This is a genomic window from Ruminococcus sp. NATIVEDY160 (assembly GCF_045819885.1).
Lineage (GTDB): Bacteria > Bacillota > Clostridia > Oscillospirales > Acutalibacteraceae > Ruminococcoides.
This window is the reverse complement of record NZ_CP162391.1, coordinates 89,923-105,481: the sequence shown is the minus strand read 5'-3', so window position 1 is coordinate 105,481 and position 15,559 is coordinate 89,923. Positions and strand designations below refer to the sequence as shown.

15 protein-coding genes are annotated in these 15,559 nt (G+C 55.3%); 4 read left to right on the top strand and 11 right to left on the bottom strand.

Annotated elements, in window-relative coordinates; genetic code table 11:
* Nucleotides 1-171: 171 nt before the first annotated feature.
* The 6 genes from AB1I49_RS00520 to AB1I49_RS00495 all read right to left on the bottom strand — a co-directional run bounded on the left by AB1I49_RS00520 (nucleotide 172) and on the right by AB1I49_RS00495 (nucleotide 4,801).
* On the bottom strand, nucleotides 172-345 hold the full coding sequence (locus AB1I49_RS00520; protein ID WP_201427472.1) for a DUF6472 family protein: 174 nt from the start codon (nucleotides 343-345) through the stop codon (nucleotides 172-174).
* Entirely contained in the window at nucleotides 345-914 is a 570-nt protein-coding gene (locus AB1I49_RS00515; protein WP_407721126.1) for an LOG family protein, read from the bottom strand. The genes AB1I49_RS00520 and AB1I49_RS00515 overlap by 1 nt, the downstream gene beginning before the upstream one ends.
* A gap of 12 nt (nucleotides 915-926) precedes the next feature.
* Nucleotides 927-1,514, bottom strand: coding sequence for a transcriptional repressor LexA (lexA, locus tag AB1I49_RS00510; RefSeq protein WP_201427470.1), 588 nt, complete (start codon nucleotides 1,512-1,514; stop codon nucleotides 927-929).
* 304 nt (nucleotides 1,515-1,818) lie between these two features.
* Nucleotides 1,819-2,466: an HAD family hydrolase gene (locus tag AB1I49_RS00505; RefSeq protein ID WP_407721125.1), complete on the bottom strand. Its 648-nt coding sequence runs from the start codon at nucleotides 2,464-2,466 to the stop codon at nucleotides 1,819-1,821.
* A gap of 117 nt (nucleotides 2,467-2,583) precedes the next feature.
* Nucleotides 2,584-3,510, bottom strand: a complete 927-nt coding sequence (locus AB1I49_RS00500) for a DMT family transporter (protein WP_316610743.1) — start codon at nucleotides 3,508-3,510, stop codon at nucleotides 2,584-2,586.
* 1 nt (nucleotide 3,511) lies between these two features.
* Complete coding sequence (locus AB1I49_RS00495) at nucleotides 3,512-4,801, bottom strand: alpha-amylase family glycosyl hydrolase (RefSeq protein ID WP_407721124.1); 1,290 nt, start codon at nucleotides 4,799-4,801, stop codon at nucleotides 3,512-3,514.
* Nucleotides 4,802-4,881: 80 nt separating this feature from the next.
* Here AB1I49_RS00495 and AB1I49_RS00490 point away from each other — a divergent pair, with 80 nt between their 5' ends.
* Nucleotides 4,882-5,691, top strand: a complete 810-nt coding sequence (locus AB1I49_RS00490; protein WP_407721123.1) for a hypothetical protein — start codon at nucleotides 4,882-4,884, stop codon at nucleotides 5,689-5,691.
* Between the two features lie 60 nt (nucleotides 5,692-5,751).
* Here the strand turns inward: AB1I49_RS00490 and AB1I49_RS00485 are convergent, their stop codons facing one another.
* Nucleotides 5,752-6,699, bottom strand: coding sequence for a transketolase family protein (locus AB1I49_RS00485; RefSeq protein ID WP_316609139.1), 948 nt, complete (start codon nucleotides 6,697-6,699; stop codon nucleotides 5,752-5,754).
* Nucleotides 6,699-7,547, bottom strand: a complete 849-nt coding sequence (locus AB1I49_RS00480; RefSeq protein ID WP_407721122.1) for a transketolase — start codon at nucleotides 7,545-7,547, stop codon at nucleotides 6,699-6,701. Before AB1I49_RS00480 ends, AB1I49_RS00485 begins: the two co-directional genes overlap by 1 nt.
* Before the next feature lie 241 nt (nucleotides 7,548-7,788).
* On the opposite strand from AB1I49_RS00480, the gene AB1I49_RS00475 reads away from it, so the two are divergent.
* The 3 genes from AB1I49_RS00475 (at nucleotide 7,789) to AB1I49_RS00465 (ending at nucleotide 10,275) form a co-directional block, all read left to right on the top strand.
* Nucleotides 7,789-8,556 carry a type III pantothenate kinase gene (locus AB1I49_RS00475; protein ID WP_201427463.1) on the top strand — a complete coding sequence of 256 codons (768 nt, stop codon included), beginning with the start codon at nucleotides 7,789-7,791 and terminating at the stop codon, nucleotides 8,554-8,556.
* A gap of 109 nt (nucleotides 8,557-8,665) precedes the next feature.
* A complete protein-coding gene (locus tag AB1I49_RS00470; protein ID WP_201427462.1) occupies nucleotides 8,666-9,262 on the top strand; it encodes an ECF transporter S component in 597 nt (198 codons plus the stop codon).
* A gap of 44 nt (nucleotides 9,263-9,306) precedes the next feature.
* On the top strand, nucleotides 9,307-10,275 hold the full coding sequence (locus tag AB1I49_RS00465) for a biotin--[acetyl-CoA-carboxylase] ligase (protein ID WP_316620317.1): 969 nt from the start codon (nucleotides 9,307-9,309) through the stop codon (nucleotides 10,273-10,275).
* A gap of 66 nt (nucleotides 10,276-10,341) precedes the next feature.
* Here the strand turns inward: AB1I49_RS00465 and AB1I49_RS00460 are convergent, their stop codons facing one another.
* The 3 genes from AB1I49_RS00460 to secA form a co-directional block, all read right to left on the bottom strand.
* On the bottom strand, nucleotides 10,342-10,830 hold the full coding sequence (locus AB1I49_RS00460) for a hypothetical protein (protein ID WP_407721121.1): 489 nt from the start codon (nucleotides 10,828-10,830) through the stop codon (nucleotides 10,342-10,344).
* Between the two features lie 136 nt (nucleotides 10,831-10,966).
* The gene (locus AB1I49_RS00455) at nucleotides 10,967-12,496 is read right to left on the bottom strand and encodes a zinc-ribbon domain-containing protein (protein ID WP_407721120.1); all 1,530 of its coding nucleotides are present in this window, start codon (nucleotides 12,494-12,496) and stop codon (nucleotides 10,967-10,969) included.
* Between the two features lie 161 nt (nucleotides 12,497-12,657).
* Nucleotides 12,658-15,531 carry a preprotein translocase subunit SecA gene (secA, locus tag AB1I49_RS00450; RefSeq protein ID WP_407721118.1) on the bottom strand — a complete coding sequence of 958 codons (2,874 nt, stop codon included), beginning with the start codon at nucleotides 15,529-15,531 and terminating at the stop codon, nucleotides 12,658-12,660.
* Between the last annotated feature and the right edge of the window lie 28 nt (nucleotides 15,532-15,559).

The following is a 15,559-nucleotide window of genomic DNA, read 5'->3' as shown; positions in this document are numbered from 1 at the left end:
TATTCAACAGCCGAAGCACCAAGGTTTATCAGCCGTTTGCGCTGTACGTGAGAATACCGTAAACGCAATGGAAATCCGCAGATTTCCGCGAGTACGGCAGGCAAAACCCTAAATGTACCTTTCAGAACAAAAAAATAACGCCGCCCCTTTGCGGGACGGCGCAATAGATTATCAATTTTGTTTTTGCACGATCTTGTACTCGTCGTAGAGCTGAAAGTAATGGCAGCCCTTTACGCTCTGGGTGAGGAAGCGCTCCATCTCGTCCTCGTCAAGATTGACCGAGCAGTAGTCGCCGAACTCTTCGTCGGCAACGTAGTGCGCGCACTGTTCGCAGCAATCAGCCATCATCTGCCTCCGTATTTGTCGTACTCGACAGCCGTGTAGCCGTCGATGATCTCAAAGACCTCTTCCTCGGTTTCGACGACCGAGTAAAGGCTTCTGGTGTCCTCAGAGAGAAATTTGCCGCGGATAGCGTTCTCCATGAGCTCGATCAGCCCGTCGTAGCAACCCAGAAGGTTGTAGATAACGATCGGCTTTTTGTGCCTGCCGAGCTGCTTGAGGGTCAGCACCTCGAAAAACTCATCGAAGGTGCCGATGCCGCCCGCGCAGATGACAAACGCGTCGGAGTTGTCCTCCATGTACGCCTTGCGCTCGCGCATTGAGTCGGTGAAAACAAGATTGCACTCCTCGAGCAGGACATTCCTCTCCCTGAAGAAATACGGGCTGACTCCCGTCGGAACGCCTCCCTCTGAAATATGGCCGCGCGCAGCAGCTCCCATGATCCCGTACTTTCCCGCGCCGAAGATCATACCCTCGCCGCGTCTGCATATCGCCGCGCCGAGAGAGTACGCGGCGTCAAGATATCGTCTGTCGATCGCCTCGCTAGAGGAACCGAAAACGCAAACGGTGCTCAAATCTATCTCTCCTTAGTAATTTCTGATGAGTGAAACGACCTTGCCGAGCAGAACTACCTCGTCGACGATGATCGGCTCAAAGCTGTCGTTTTCGGGCTGCAGGCGGAAGCAGCCGTTTTCCTTGTAAAAACGCTTGACGGTGGCGCTGTCCTCGACCATCGCGACGACGATCTCGCCGTTCTCTGCGACGGGCGTGCGGTGGACGATCACGATATCTCCGTCGAGAATGCCCGCGTTGATCATACTCTCGCCCTGTACTCTGAGCGCAAAGAGCTCTCTGCCGCGCTTGAGCTGCTCGGGCACGGGCACGTAGAACTCAATGTCCTGGATAGCGGTGATGGGAATGCCCGCAGCGACCTTGCCGAGGACGGGCACACTGGCGCTCTTCTCCTCGCCCGCGATCTGAATGCAGCGGTTAACGCCGTGCTCGCGGATAATCAGCCCCTTTTCCTCGAGAGCCTTGAGGTGATGGTGCACCGTCGAGGTCGAGCTGAGTCCCGTGTAGTCGCAGATTTCACGCACAGAGGGTACCCTTCCGCTGTCGGAGCATTCGCGGAGGTATTCGAGTATCTTCGATTGACTTTTACTGAGTGTTTTCATAAGCGCACACACCTTTCCGACTATATTGTAACACAGGTTTTCGGAAAAATCAAACATTTGTTTTGACTTTTTTGAAAAAAATTTTTTCAGCGAGGTTTCAACCAGAATTCACACAGTTTTCATATTGATATAGTTTAATAAAAGCGTACTCAAAAGACGGAACCGCAACCGTCGAGTATATTGTTCTACCCTCCTCAATACGTGCCGGCACAGAGGCACGTAATTGTACCCCTCATTTTTTACAGACAGGAAACGCCCGATGTACCATCGGGCGTTTCTCTCTTTAATTTTCAATTTTTCATTTTCAATTTTCAATTATCCTCACGACGTCAGCCAGTCCGTCAGCGATGTCGTACAGCAGCGGCTTTATCTCCTCCGCCGCGCCGTCGAGGTCGGGCACCATGACCGTTTTGCAGCCTGCCGCGTGAGCCGAGCGTATCCCGTTCGGCGAGTCCTCGAGGGCTATGCACTCTTCGGGCTTCAGACCGAGGAGGCTCGCGGCATATATATAGATATCGGGCGCAGGCTTGCCGTGCTCGACCTGCTTCGCGCTTGCTACCGCGTCGAAATATTTCAGCAGTCCGACGCGCTCGAGGTACTTCTCGGCGAGGGGCTTTGCGGTTGCCGTCGCGAGTGCGACCTTTATTCCCTTTTCTTTTAAATAGGAAAGAAGATACTCCGCTTGGGGCTTAGGCTCGATGCCGTGGACGTCGACATAGGCGTTCATCAGCTCGATACGCTTGTTTCGCACTTCGTCGTAGTCGAAGCTCTCACCGAACCAGCCCTGTAATTTTTCGATCGCGTAGGGTCGCGCCATTGAGCGGATACCGAGCGCGTGCTTTCGCTCCATCGGGAAGCCGCACGCCTGACCCGCCTCGCACCAGAAGCGTACGTATAGCTTTTCACTGTCTAAAATAACACCGTCCATATCGAACAAAACGCCTTTAATCATGCTTTTCTCCTTTCGGAACCTCTCCCGCGTAAACGCGCGGCATTGCTATTACGGCGCGGTATAGTCCGCGATTCTGCCGCCGGGCTTCCCGGACCGTCCATATCAGTGAGAATACCTTTAATCATGACCTTCTCCTTTCGCTTTGATTGTAATATTTACAAGCACTATTCCCGCGGCTATCAGCAGCAGCGCGAGTAGTGTTTCTATTTTAAATACAGCTTCACCGAGCAGCAGTCCCGAGAGCGCGGTGCCGAAAACGGGTATCAGCAGCGTGTAGACCGAGATCTTGCTCGCGGGGTGGTGCTTGAGCAGCGCAGTCCATACGCTGAACGCCGCAGCCGACACAAACGAAAGCCACAGAAGTATCGCCACACCCTGCAGGCTCGAGAAGTTCAGCCTGCCGCCCCAAATCAGTCCGGCGACTGCCAGCAGACCACCGCCGGCAAGGAGCTGCCACGCCGTCACGGTCAGCGGATTCCGTCCGCTTGCGACCTTCTTTGAGAGCAGGTTGCCTGCAGCCGCGCAGGCGGTCGAAATGAAAATCATACTGTCGCCGAAGAGCGTATCGCCCGACACGCCGCCGCCCTGATTCATCACGAGCACGCCGCCGAAGCCGAGGACGCAGCCGAGGATTTTGAGAACGGTCAGCCTGTCCGAGCGGAAGAATACCGGCGCGGCGAGGACGGTCAGAAACGACGCGCAGGCGGTGATTATCGAGGTATTCGCGCCGCTCGTGAAGCCCAGCCCGATGTAGGTGAAAAAGTACTGACCCGCCGTCAGCACAAGACCGAGGGTCACGATCGGGAGCACGTCGGCTTTCTTCGGAAGGACGCGCGTATGCTGCAAGGCGGTGACGGGCAGCACCATCAGCCCCGCGAGGAAGAACCGGCAGCCCGCGAAGAGCAGCATTGCGCCGACGTCGCCGTCAGCCACTCCGAACGCCGAATATCCGAGCTTTATGAACGGAAACGCCGTGCCCCAGAGCAGGGTGCAGAACACAGAGAGCAGCACGGCGGCGGTTTTTGTTCGCAGAAATCCCTTCATATCAGAAGTTGCGCAGGATCACGGGCAGGCCGTTCGAGCTGAGCATTCCGCGGAACACCTCGACAGCCTCGCCGCTGATAAGGTTCTCATAAACGCCGTCCTCAAACTCGACGCGAACCAAACCGCCCTCGCCCCTGAGAGGAAATACGCCGAGCATTTTTCTGCCGTCATGCTCTCTGAGCGCGACGAGGGTGTCCTCCGAGGGCGCGGTGACGGTGTAGGAGCAGTCGGCAAAGACCGGGTCGCGCTTTATATCTGACAGGCGCGCGATGTATCTGGTTAAATCAATGCTCTCCGCCGCGTTCCACCTGACGGTGTCGCGGTCAAAGAGCGACGGCGCGTGCGCGACAGCCTTTTCCTGTCCGTTGTAGATGAGCGTCATGCCCTTCTGGAAGAAGAGGAACGCAGTCCATACTTTGAGCCTGTTTTCGTCGGGAATCAGGAACCTCGCGCACGGCTGGTCGTGGTTCTCGAGGAAGCGGAGCTTGACGTAGTTATCGGGGAAGGTGTACTCCTGACGGTTGAGCGCGTCGGCGTAGGCTTCAAGACTGCCGCTGCCGTCGAGGTATGCTTTCATCGCGCCGTAGACGTCGTAGTCGTACGCCATGTCGAACGCCTGAAAAATTTCTGAATCAGACAGCGCGGTCATTCCGCGTCCGCGCATATATGTAATGAAGCCGGGTTCGACGGACTCGCTGAGCCAGATGCAGCCCTCTCGCACCGTTTCGACCTCCTCGCGCGCCTTTAGCCAGAACTCGAGCGGAATCAGCGGCGCGACGTCGCAGCGGAAGCCGTCGACGATGCCTGCCCAGAACTTGAGCGTTTCGATCTGGTAGTCCCATAGCTCGCGGTTCGAGTAATCGAGGTCGATGATATCCGTCCAGTCGCCGACGCGGTTGCCAAAGCTGCCGTCGGGACGGTGATAGAACCACTCGGGGTGCTTTTGGCTCAGAACGGAGTCGGGCGAGGTGTGGTTATAGACCACGTCGATGATGCACTTCATGCCCTTTCCGTGGATCGCGCCGACAAGGCTCTTGAAGTCCGACATGCTGCCGAACTCGGGGTTGACCTCGCGGTAGTCGCTTATCGCGTAGGGCGAGCCGAGAGTACCCTTCCGCGCCTGCCTGCCGATCGGGTGGATAGGCATGAACCAGATGATATCCGTGCCGAGGGCTTTTATCTCGTCAAGGCGGCTCTGAACCGCGGCGAAGGTGCCTTCGTCGCTGAAATTGCGGACGAATACCTGATACATCACCTGATTTCTCAGTGTTTTTTGTGTTGATACAGCCATTTGTTACACCTCTTTCTTATATCTTGTTATATTGAAAAATTTGTGCTATAATTTCAAAAGAAACCGAAAGGAGAATTTCTATGGAAAAACAAATTATGCGCGGCAAGGTGCCCGTTATGATATGCGCGGCGATCTCACTGCTTGGATTTCTTGCCTGTATTGCCCTTATTTTCTTCACATCAAGCTTTGGCTCAGCGCAGAACGCGCAGGGCGGCTTCGGAACGGTCTGGTTTTATATCCGATACATAGTGTTCCCTGTTCTGCCGTGCCTTGTATTTTCGCTGTATATATTTTTCTTCCGCAAAACAAAGGCGGGAGTATTCCTTCTGCCCTTGGCTTTCGTGCTTGCGGCAATACAAAAGGTGATCGCTGCCGTTGTTGTTTTTCAGCAGATCCCGTTCTATAACAATAACGGCTTCAGCCCGATAGTTTCGAACTCCTATTATCTGATAGGAATGTACCTTGTATTTATCGCGGCGTGCTCAGTGATCGCTGCCGCCGCGATAAAGGGATTGCCGTCAAGGCTGCTGCTTATCCCCGCGTCAGCCGTCCTTGTTTTCTGTCAAACGAACCTGCTGTTCAACTACATCTATCAGCACACCATGTATTCAATTCCGCTTGAGCCTGCCGACATCATCACCTACGTATCGCTGTTCGCGGTATTTATCGGCACGCTTGTTTACGGCTTGGTAAATATTACGCCGTCGTTTTCGGAGGTGTTCCGCGATTTTAATGAGAAGCAGGGTATCAAAAAGAACCTCCGCGAGCGCAGAGAGCTTGAGGAAGAGCTTGACGAGCTGAAATTCCGCCGCGACAAAGGATATCTTCCGCAGGAGGATTACGACGAGCTTGCCGCGGAAATAAACCAAAAGCTCAACGAGCTGCAATAATAAAAAACGGCGCTGTGAAGGACCGAAGCGTTTTGCTTCGTTCCCCGCAGCGCCATAATATTATTTCTCTTTTACAACCTCGCGGATAACGTTCGCGATATGCGGCTGGGTGAGCTTGAACTCGTCGAGCAGCTCCCAAGCGGGACCGCTGTGGCCGAACTCGTCCTGAACGCCGATTCGCGTTACCTTGACGGGACACTCCGCTGTAACGACCTCGCAGACCGCGTCCGCAAGTCCGCCGACAACGTTGTGCTCCTCAACGGTGATGATCCTGCCCGTTTCCTTCGCCGCCTTTATGATGATATCGCGGTCGATGGGCTTGATTGTGTGAATGTTTATCAGGCGCGCCGAAATGCCCTCTGCCTCGAGCTCCTGAACAGCCTTGCGCGCTTCGTTGACGACAAGACCCGTCGCGATAACGGCAACGTCGTTACCCTCGTGGAGAGTGATGCCCTTGCCCAGCTCGAAGGAGTAGGTTTCGGGGTCGTTGAAGCTGTCGATAGCCAGTCTGCCGAGGCGGATATATACGGGGCCGTCGTACTCGATAGCCGCCTTTGTCGCCGCCTTCATCTCCCAGTGGTCGGCAGGATTGAGAACTACCATGTTCGGGATAGCGCGCATGATCGCGATATCCTCGATGCACTGGTGTGTCGCGCCGTCCTCACCCGTGGAGATACCCGCGTGTGAGCCCGCGATCTTTACGTTGAGGCGCGGATAGGCGATAGAGTTGCGGATCTGCTCGAACGCTCTGCCTGTTGCGAACATCGCGAACGACGCCGCTACGGGGATCTTGCCCGCAGCCGCCATGCCTGCCGCGACGCCCATCATGTTGCCCTCGGCGATACCGCAGTCGAAGAAGCGGTCGGGGTATGCCTTCTTGAAAACGCCTGTCTTTGTAGCCGCAGCGAGGTCGGCGTCAAAAACGACGATGTCCTTGTTATCCTTTGCGAGCTCGCAGAGCGCTTCGCCGAAGCTCTCGCGCGTTGCCTTCAATACTGTCTGAGCCATCAGCACTCGCCCTCCAATCTCTTGATTTCCGCCTCAAGCTCGGCGGTTGCCTGCTCGTACTGCTCCTTGTTGGGAGCGGTGCCGTGCCAGCCGACCTGATTTTCCATGAACGATACGCCCTTGCCCTTGACTGTTGCGGCAAGGATAGCCGTGGGCTTGCCCTTAACGGTCTTTGCCTTGTCCAAAGCCGCGGCGATCTGCTCAAAATCATGGCCGTCGATCTTTATTACTTCAAATCCGAAGGACTCGAACTTCTTGTCAAGCGGTTCAATTCCCGCTACCTCGTCGACGGTGCCGTCGATCTGCAGACCGTTCTGGTCTACCATTACAACGAGGTTGTCGAGCTTGTGGTGAGATGCGAACATCGCCGCCTCCCAGACCTGACCTTCCTCTACCTCGCCGTCGCCGAGAAGTGTATAGGTACGATAGTCTTTGCCGTCGAGCTTCGCAGCCAGCGCCATGCCGCACGCGGCTGAGATTCCCTGTCCGAGCGAGCCTGTGCTCATGTCGACGCCGGGCGTCTTTTTCATATCGGGGTGACCCTGGAGCATCGCGCCGATGTGGCGGAGTACCGTAAGCTCGTTCCAGTCAAAATAGCCCTTGAGCGCCAGAGTGGCGTAGAGGCTGGGACAGCAGTGTCCCTTTGAGAGTACAAAGCGGTCGCGGTCTGCCCAACCGGGATTTGCGGGATCTACGTTCATCTCCTTAAAATAGAGATATGTGAAGATATCCGCCGCCGAGAGCGAGCCGCCGGGGTGACCGGACTTTGCGTGATATGTGCCGAGGATTGCGCCCAAGCGTGACTTTGCGGCAAGAATCCGAAGCTGTCTGAGTTCTGAACTATCCATCTGATTAACCATCCTTTCTCAAAAACCCCCATGGTTTTCAATGCAAGTCGCATCTGAATTCCGACAAATGCCGACGGAAAACCACAATGCCTAGCTATAAATATTATACACCATCGCGGTGAAAATTCAACAAATAATTAACCACTTTTTCAAATTGTAATAAAATACCTAATATGCACCTTGAAACTGTAGAAAAATGTGTTATAATTATTGATGTAATAATCATTAGGAGAAAACACTTATGCTGCTTACAGCCGACGTAGGAAATACCAATATAAAATTCGGTCTTTTCGAGGGCGACGAGCTGAAATTCAAGCTCAGGATCTCGACCGATACGCGCAAGACAAGCGACGAAATCGCGGTCGAGCTATTCACCTTCTTCCAGATCTACCATATCGACAACAAGGCTATCGACGCGGCGATAATCAGCTCCGTCGTACCTAAGATAACCCAGCCTCTGCGCGACGCTATCGAAGTCAGCACCGGCGTGCGCAGCCTTGTGGTAGGCCCCGGGCTGAAAACAGGCATTGAACTGCGTATCGACCGGCCCGAAACCCTCGGCGGCGACATAGTCTGCGGCTGCGTCGGCGCGCTCGAGAAGTACGGCGGCCCGCTGCTGATGATATTCATGGGCACGGCGACGGTCATCGGCTACGTCGACAGCAACAACGCATACCGCGGCGGCGCTATCGCACCGGGCGTGGGAATCTCGCTCGACGCGCTGACAAACAACGGCGCGCTTCTGCCTGCGGTCGACCTGCGCGCGCCGAAGAGCGCTATCCGCACCAACACCGTCGACTGCATTCGCTCGGGCGTTATGTTCGGCACGGCGTGTATGCTCGACGGAATGCTCGACAAGTTCCTCGCGGAAGCCGGAGAGGACTGCAAGATCATCGCCACGGGCGGGCTTGCTCCCCAGATGATAAGAAACTGCTCGCACGAGATCTTGTTTGACGAGAACATTATCCTCGAGGGCTTGAAATCGATATATAAGAGGAACAGGAAGTAAGCAGGCAGCTCCTCAACTAACCATGTACAAACGAGCTTCGGCTCTTTGTAAATAAACTTTGCGTCTTATCTGTATCAAATCGGCAGAAAGACAGCAGGAGGTTGTTTTAATGAAAAAGCAAAACACTAACAGCAAAACCTTTACGCTTGTGGGTCTTGCTATCCTTACGGCAATCATCATCGTGCTGCAGGTAGTCACCACATACTTCCCCACAAAGCCCTTCGCGATCACTCTGGCGCTGATCCCGATCGTCATCGGCTCGGCTCTCTACGGCGCGAAGGCAGGCGCGTATCTCGGCGCGGTATTCAGCGTCGTGGTTCTCATCATGTGCGCGGCAGGCGCTGACGCCGGCGGTGCGATGGTGTTCTACGCGAACCCCGCAATGTGCATTCTGCTCTGTCTGCTCAAGGGCTCGGCGGCAGGCTTCGTCGCGGGTCTTATCTACAACGCGGTCAGCAAAAAGAACCAGATCCTCGGCGCCGTACTCGCGGCACTCGCCGCTCCCGTCGTCAACACGGGCATCTTTATCGCGGGTCTGCTGCTCTTCTTCCGCGACGTTCTCGCGCAGTGGGCAGGCGACACAGACATTCTGTTCTTCGCCATCATCGGTCTGACGGGTGTGAACTTCCTCGTTGAGCTTGGCGTGAACATGATCCTCTGCCCCGTTATCGTAAAGGTTGTCAACGCGGTAAGAACAAGAAAGTAATCTATACACAGTACCTCCCTTTTGGGAGAGAGGAGATGATTGTTGTGAAAGAGCAGATCCTCGCGCTGCTCACGCAGTGCGGCGGCTACCTCTCGGGTCAGGCGCTCGCAAAGGAGCTGGGCGTGTCGCGGCAGGCGGTGTGGAAGGGCATCAACGCCCTGAGATCGAGCGGCTGCGTGATCGAATCCGCGCCAAACAAGGGCTACAGGCTCGTTTCGCTGCCCGAATACCTCAACGAAACCGCCATCAGAAAACATCTCGGCACCTCGGTTATCGGCAATAACCTGATCGTGCTCGACTCGGTAGGCTCGACAAACGATTATCTCAAGCGCCTCGGCAGCGACGGCTGCGAAAACGGCACCGTCGTCACCACGCGCGAACAGAAAAGCGGCAAGGGCAGGCTCGGCAGGGTATGGCAGAGCAAGCGCGACGAAAACCTCGCGTTCTCTATCCTCCTCCGCCCGAAGCTCGCTCCGAAGGACGTTACACCGATCACTCCTCTCGCGGGTCTTGCCGTGTGCAAGGCTCTGCGCAAGACGACGGGACTTGACTGCAGAATCAAGTGGCCGAACGACATTATCATCGGCAAAAAGAAGCTCGTCGGCATACTCACCGAGATGTGCGCGGAGTTCGACGCTGTGGAGTACGTCATCACGGGCATCGGCGTGAACGTCGATCAGATAGAGTTCCCCGAGGAAATCGCATACAAGGCGACCTCGATTCTGCTCGAAACGGGCAGACATTACGACAAGAACCGCCTTCTCGCGGCGCTGCTCGGACAGATCGAGCGTGAATTCACACGCTATAACCTCGAGCTTCCGCCCGAGGCTCTCGAGGAGTACGTTTCGCTCTGCGCGACGATCGGCAGGAGCGTCACCTTCAAGAAGGGCGAGCGCACCGTAAGCGGCGCGGCTGTGGGAGTTACCGCGGCAGGCGAGCTGAGAGTCATGCTCTCTGACGGCACCGTCCGCACCCTCAACGCCGGCGAGGTCACGGTTCAGGGAATTTACTAGATTCAAAATTAATTTTTACCAATTGCCAAAACTAAAACGGAGAGCAACACGCTCTCCGTTTTTCTGTTACTTAAATTCAAATGTTACGCCGTCGCCGCTCTGAGTGAGGACTGCGGTGTTGCTTCCCGTGCGGAAGCTGCAGGTCGTACCCTCGTCCTTGATCGGGTCGCCGTACTTCTTGGTGAGCTCGTCCTTCGCTGTGTCATAGGCGAGCGCGCCGGCTGTGAGCTTGACCGAGCTGATAACGTCGCCGCCCTTCTGGACGGTAGCAACGCCTGTGGCAGCCGTGCCGAACAGCTGACCCTTGACCTCGATCTGGTTGTTGGCGGTATAGCTCTCCATGCCGACCTGATTTGTCAGCTTGCCGATCCAGCTCTCGCAGGTCAGCAGGTCTTTTGTTTCATAGGTCTTTGCCTGAACCGCGCTTGCAGCCGTTGTTGTCTGAGTCTTATTGCCCTTGCCCGTGCAGCTGCAGCCCGTGAAGGTAAGAGCGGAAAAAGCGGACGCTCCGACAAGCAGGATCGCCGCCGCAGTCGTCAGAAATCTTTTATTCATTGGTAATTCACTCCCTTATCCTCTATCATACCACATCAAAACAAAATATACAAGTATTTTATATCCGTCTTTTTGTCCGCGGAGTTTATAAAAAACGGGAGGTACGGCGCTTTGCCGTATCTCCCGTAAGATTTTATCAGATGAGCTTTGTCGCTGTGTAGTATTTGCTGTTGGGTTCGAGGTAGGAATTGCTCTTTGCAGCGTCGTCGGTCGACTTGCCGTGTGAGCCTGCGTAGCTCGAATAGCCGCCGTAGATGAACTCTCCGTTGACGAAGAAGCCCTTCGTCTCGAGCTCGAGGGTGCAGTAGTAATTCTGAGTCGAGTTGCGGACGATTGCCACGATGTCGTGGTAGTCGGAATTATCCTTCCAGCTTACATAGTACAGGTCGGTGACCTCGAGCTTGTCGCCCTTCTTGTATGAGGAATCGAGTTCGGGGTGATCGGTGATGTACTTCTTGATCGCCTCTGCGTTCTTCTTCGCGGACTTTTCGTCGAGCTTCTCGGGCATTGCAACGGTGTAGGTGAAGGGCTTGCCCTCGAGAACCAGACCGTAGTTGTCCGCCATATAGGAGTTGTCGCCATCGTAGCTGACGGTTACCTTGTCGCCTGCCTTGAGAGCGGCTTTCTTGTCAAAGCTGAGATAGATGCTTGTGATGTAGTTGTCATTCGCATCGTAAACAGAGGGAGCGTAGGACTCATAGCTCTCGTTCTTGACGGTATAGCTGCCGAACTTCGCCTCAAAGGGCAGGATACCCATTGTTACCTCGCCGAGGCTGTCGACGATCGCGCTCGCGAGCTTGTTCTTCTCGATGTAGCCGAGAAGGTCGATATTCTCGGTGTCAACAACGCTGTAGCCCTCAGCCTCGATCGAATCAGCGATATTTACGTTGACCGTGCCGCCGACAAAGGACGCGCCGATCATGCTTTCCTCTGTTCTGAGGCTCTCGTAGCCGAAAGAATCCTTCTCGGGAAGAACGATTGTGATTTTTACCTCGCTGTCCTTCTTGAGGTTGCTGAAGGTTACGTACTTGTAGCCGTAGTCCATGTTGGAGGTGTCGCTTGAGTCAACATACTCGACCTTGATATCATAGAGAGCGCTGTCGAGAGCCGAAAGCGCCGCGGGCTTGCCGTTGAAGATCTGGGGATAAGCCTCGACGATCTTCCGGCTGTCGAGCTCGAACTCGCCGTTGATCTTGCCGTCTACAACACTTTCGCCGTGCTCGTAAAGATCAACTGTGACGAATTTGGTAAGATCGATCTTGGGTTTGGTCATCGGAATGATCACCGCGAAGATCACAACCAGAATAGCCGCGACTGCTGCAACGCCGATGCCGCCGAAGATGATGCCGAGCTTTGCAGCCTTGGGGAAGGGCTTCTTCTCTGCGGGAGGTACGGTCTGAACGTTTGTCTGATTGAAGTCATCCGCCATAGGAGGAACCGGCTGATAGCCTTCGGGAGCCTGCATGGGCTGAACCTCGGGCCGGGGTGCCTGTACGGGCTGAACCTCGGGCTGAGGTGCCTCGGGAGCCTGCATGGGCTGTACCTCGGGCTGAGGTGCCTCGGGAGCCTGCTGAGGTGCCGCGTTCAGGGGCTTAACGGGAGCGCCGCACTTCTGGCAGAACTTATCGTTATCGTTTACGGGATTACCGCATTTTTCGCAAAACATAGATACTCTCCTTTGCATAATTATTCAACAATATAATTTTATTGTTTTTACGCGCTAAAGTCAATTACACGGTTTACCAAAATTAATGGCACAATCGGAGTCGGTTTTGGTGGTAAATAGGAAAGGAAGGGCGATTAGCCCTTCCTTAATAAATTGAAAATTTAAGCGTCGCGTCCGCAGCACTTCTTGTACTTCTTACCGCTGCCGCACGGACAGGGATCGTTTCTGCCGACCTTCTTGCCCTTGCGGACGGTCTTGTTGGCGGTGTCGGTGCCATCGCCCGAGGTCTTTGTGGGCTGAGCGACCTGCTCGCGCTTGAGAGCCGCCTCAACGGGGTTGGGCTGCTGCTTCTTCTCCTCGCCCTTGTCGAGCATGACCTGATGCGCCGCTGCCGCAGCTGCCTCAGCCGCCTTGCGCGCAGCCTCGATAGCCTCCTGGCGCTTCTGGATCTCATACACGCGCTTTGGCATGATGAGCATCATCTTTATCGTATCCTCGCGGATATTCTCGATCATCTCGTCGAACATATCGAAGCCCTCAAGACGGTACTCGACAACGGGGTCGTGCTGACCGTATGAACGCAGGCGGATACCTGCCTTGAGCTGATCCATCGCGTCGATGTGATCCATCCAGTGGGTGTCGACTGCCTTGAGCAGATATACGCGCTCCATCTCGCGGATAACCTCGGGAGCAAGCAGCTCCTCGTTTGCCTTGAAGATATTCAGAGCGTCCTCTTTGATCATATCGCCGATTTCGGACGGCTCCATCTCCTCGAGGTCGTCCTTGTCGAGAGCGTAGCGCTTCTCGTCGGTGATGATCCAGCCCTTGTAATACTCGATAAGTCCCGGGTAGTTCCAGTTTTCGCGGGGGCCTTCGGGCAGATAGTGCACAATAGAGGTGTCGATCGAATCGGAAAGCATCTTGAGCACGGTGTCGTGAAGATCCTCGCCGTTGAGTACCTGGTCGCGCTGGCCGTAGATGATCTCGCGCTGGCGGTTGAGAACGTCGTCGTACTGGAGTACGTCCTTACGTATGCCGAAGTTGCGCAGCTCGACCTTTTCCTGCGAGCCTTCGATGATGTTTGAGAGCATCTTGTTCTCGATCGGGGTGTCCTCGTCGACGTTCATGCGCTCCATCATAGCCTTCATTCTGTCGCCGCCGAACAGACGCATGAGGTCGTCCTCGGTGGACAGGAAGAAGCGGCTCACACCCGGGTCGCCCTGACGTCCCGAACGTCCGCGGAGCTGGTTGTCGATACGGCGCGACTCGTGGCGCTCTGTACCGATGATCATCAGACCGCCCGCCTCTCTTACGCGGTCAGCCTCGTCCTTTATCTCGTCCTTGTATTTCTCGTTTAACTCGCGGAAGGTCTTTCTCGCCTCGAGAATCTCCTCGTTATCGGTCTCGGCGTAGCCTGTCGCCTCCTCGATAAGCTCCTCGGGATAGCCCTGCTTGCGCATGGAAGCCTTCGCCATGTACTCTGCGTTACCGCCGAGGATAATATCGGTACCGCGGCCTGCCATGTTGGTCGCGATGGTCACCGCGCCGTACTTACCTGCCTGGGCGACGATCTCGGCTTCCTTGTCGTGCTGCTTCGCGTTGAGAACGTTGTGCGCAACACCGCGGCGCTTGAGCATCTTCGAGAGCAGCTCGGATTTTTCGATCGAAATAGTACCGACAAGCACCGGCTGACCCTTCTTGTTCGCCTCGACGATCTGGTCGATTACCGCGTTGAACTTGCCGCGCTCGGTCTTGAATACGGAGTCGGGAAGATCCTGACGGATAACGGGCTTGTTGGTCGGAACCTCGACAACGTCGAGCTTGTAGATCTCCTGGAACTCCTCGCTCTCGGTCTGACCTGTACCTGTCATGCCCGACAGCTTGCCGTACAGACGGAAGTAGTTCTGGAAGGTGATTGTCGCGAGCGTCTTGCTCTCGCTCTGAACCTTTACGCCCTCCTTAGCCTCGATAGCCTGGTGCAGACCCTCGTTGAAGCGTCTGCCGTACATGAGACGGCCTGTGAACTCGTCGACGATGATGACCTCGCCGTCCTTAACAACGTAGTCAACGTCGAGCTTCATTACGCCGTTAGCCTTGATTGCCTGGTTGATGTGGTGAGAAATCGTGAGGTTCTCGGGGTCGGTGAGGTTCTCAAGGCCGAAATGCTCCTCAGCCTTCTTTACGCCGAGCTGGGTAAGGGTAGCTGTCTTTTGCTTCTCGTCGACAACGTAGTCGATGCCGTTCTCCTCGTAGTAGGCTTCCATGTCCTCCTTGGAGTCGAGCTCGGTGAAGCGCTGTAATTTGAGCGTCTTTGCGAACGCGTCAGCCTTCTCGTACAGATCGGTGGACTTGTCGCCTTTGCCCGAAATAATAAGAGGTGTACGCGCCTCGTCGATAAGGATAGAGTCGACCTCGTCGACGATCGCGAACGCGTGGCCGCGCTGAACCTTGTTCTCCTTGTAAACTACCATGTTGTCGCGCAGGTAGTCGAAGCCGAGCTCGTTGTTGGTGCCGTAGGTGATGTCCGCGGCGTAGGCTTCCTTTCTGAGGTCGTTCTCGAGGTCGTGTACGATAAGTCCGACCTTGAGTCCCATGTACTTATAGAGCTTGCCCATCCACTCGGAGTCGCGGCGGGCAAGGTAGTCGTTGACGGTTACGATGTGAACGCCGTTGCCCGTGAGCGCGTTGAGGTACGCGGGCAGGGTCGCAACGAGGGTTTTACCTTCACCGGTTTTCATCTCGGCGATACGTCCCTGGTGGAGCACGATGCCGCCGAGCACCTGTACGGGGAAGTGCTTCATTCCGAGCACTCTCCAGCTCGCCTCGCGGCATGCCGCAAACGCGTCGGGAAGAATATCGTCGGTCGTCTCGCCGTTTGCGAGGCGTTCCTTGAGAAGCGTCGTCTGGTTCTTGAGCTCGCTCTCGCTCATTGCGGCATACTTGCTCTCAAGCGCGAGAACCTTGTCAGCGATGGGCTGGATCCTCTTGACCTCGCGCTTGCTGTAGTTGCCGAAAAGTGATTTTAAGAAATTCATTTATATCATTATCCTTTCGTGGTTGTTT

What these genes read in the sequence shown, in the direction of transcription:
- AB1I49_RS00455 (WP_407721120.1), bottom strand. Translation starts at nt 12,496, where the DNA reads ATGTTTTGCGAAAAATGCGGTAATCCCGTAAACGATAACGATAAGTTC.
- AB1I49_RS00480 (WP_407721122.1), bottom strand. Translation starts at nt 7,547, where the DNA reads ATGGATAGTTCAGAACTCAGACAGCTTCGGATTCTTGCCGCAAAGTCA.
- AB1I49_RS00485 (WP_316609139.1), bottom strand. Translation starts at nt 6,699, where the DNA reads ATGGCTCAGACAGTATTGAAGGCAACGCGCGAGAGCTTCGGCGAAGCG.
- lexA (WP_201427470.1), bottom strand. Translation starts at nt 1,514, where the DNA reads ATGAAAACACTCAGTAAAAGTCAATCGAAGATACTCGAATACCTCCGC.
- AB1I49_RS00475 (WP_201427463.1), top strand. Translation starts at nt 7,789, where the DNA reads ATGCTGCTTACAGCCGACGTAGGAAATACCAATATAAAATTCGGTCTT.
- AB1I49_RS00470 (WP_201427462.1), top strand. Translation starts at nt 8,666, where the DNA reads ATGAAAAAGCAAAACACTAACAGCAAAACCTTTACGCTTGTGGGTCTT.
- AB1I49_RS00500 (WP_316610743.1), bottom strand. Translation starts at nt 3,510, where the DNA reads ATGAAGGGATTTCTGCGAACAAAAACCGCCGCCGTGCTGCTCTCTGTG.
- AB1I49_RS00495 (WP_407721124.1), bottom strand. Translation starts at nt 4,801, where the DNA reads ATGGCTGTATCAACACAAAAAACACTGAGAAATCAGGTGATGTATCAG.
- AB1I49_RS00520 (WP_201427472.1), bottom strand. Translation starts at nt 345, where the DNA reads ATGGCTGATTGCTGCGAACAGTGCGCGCACTACGTTGCCGACGAAGAG.
- AB1I49_RS00460 (WP_407721121.1), bottom strand. Translation starts at nt 10,830, where the DNA reads ATGAATAAAAGATTTCTGACGACTGCGGCGGCGATCCTGCTTGTCGGA.
- AB1I49_RS00490 (WP_407721123.1), top strand. Translation starts at nt 4,882, where the DNA reads ATGGAAAAACAAATTATGCGCGGCAAGGTGCCCGTTATGATATGCGCG.
- AB1I49_RS00505 (WP_407721125.1), bottom strand. Translation starts at nt 2,466, where the DNA reads ATGATTAAAGGCGTTTTGTTCGATATGGACGGTGTTATTTTAGACAGT.
- secA (WP_407721118.1), bottom strand. Translation starts at nt 15,531, where the DNA reads ATGAATTTCTTAAAATCACTTTTCGGCAACTACAGCAAGCGCGAGGTC.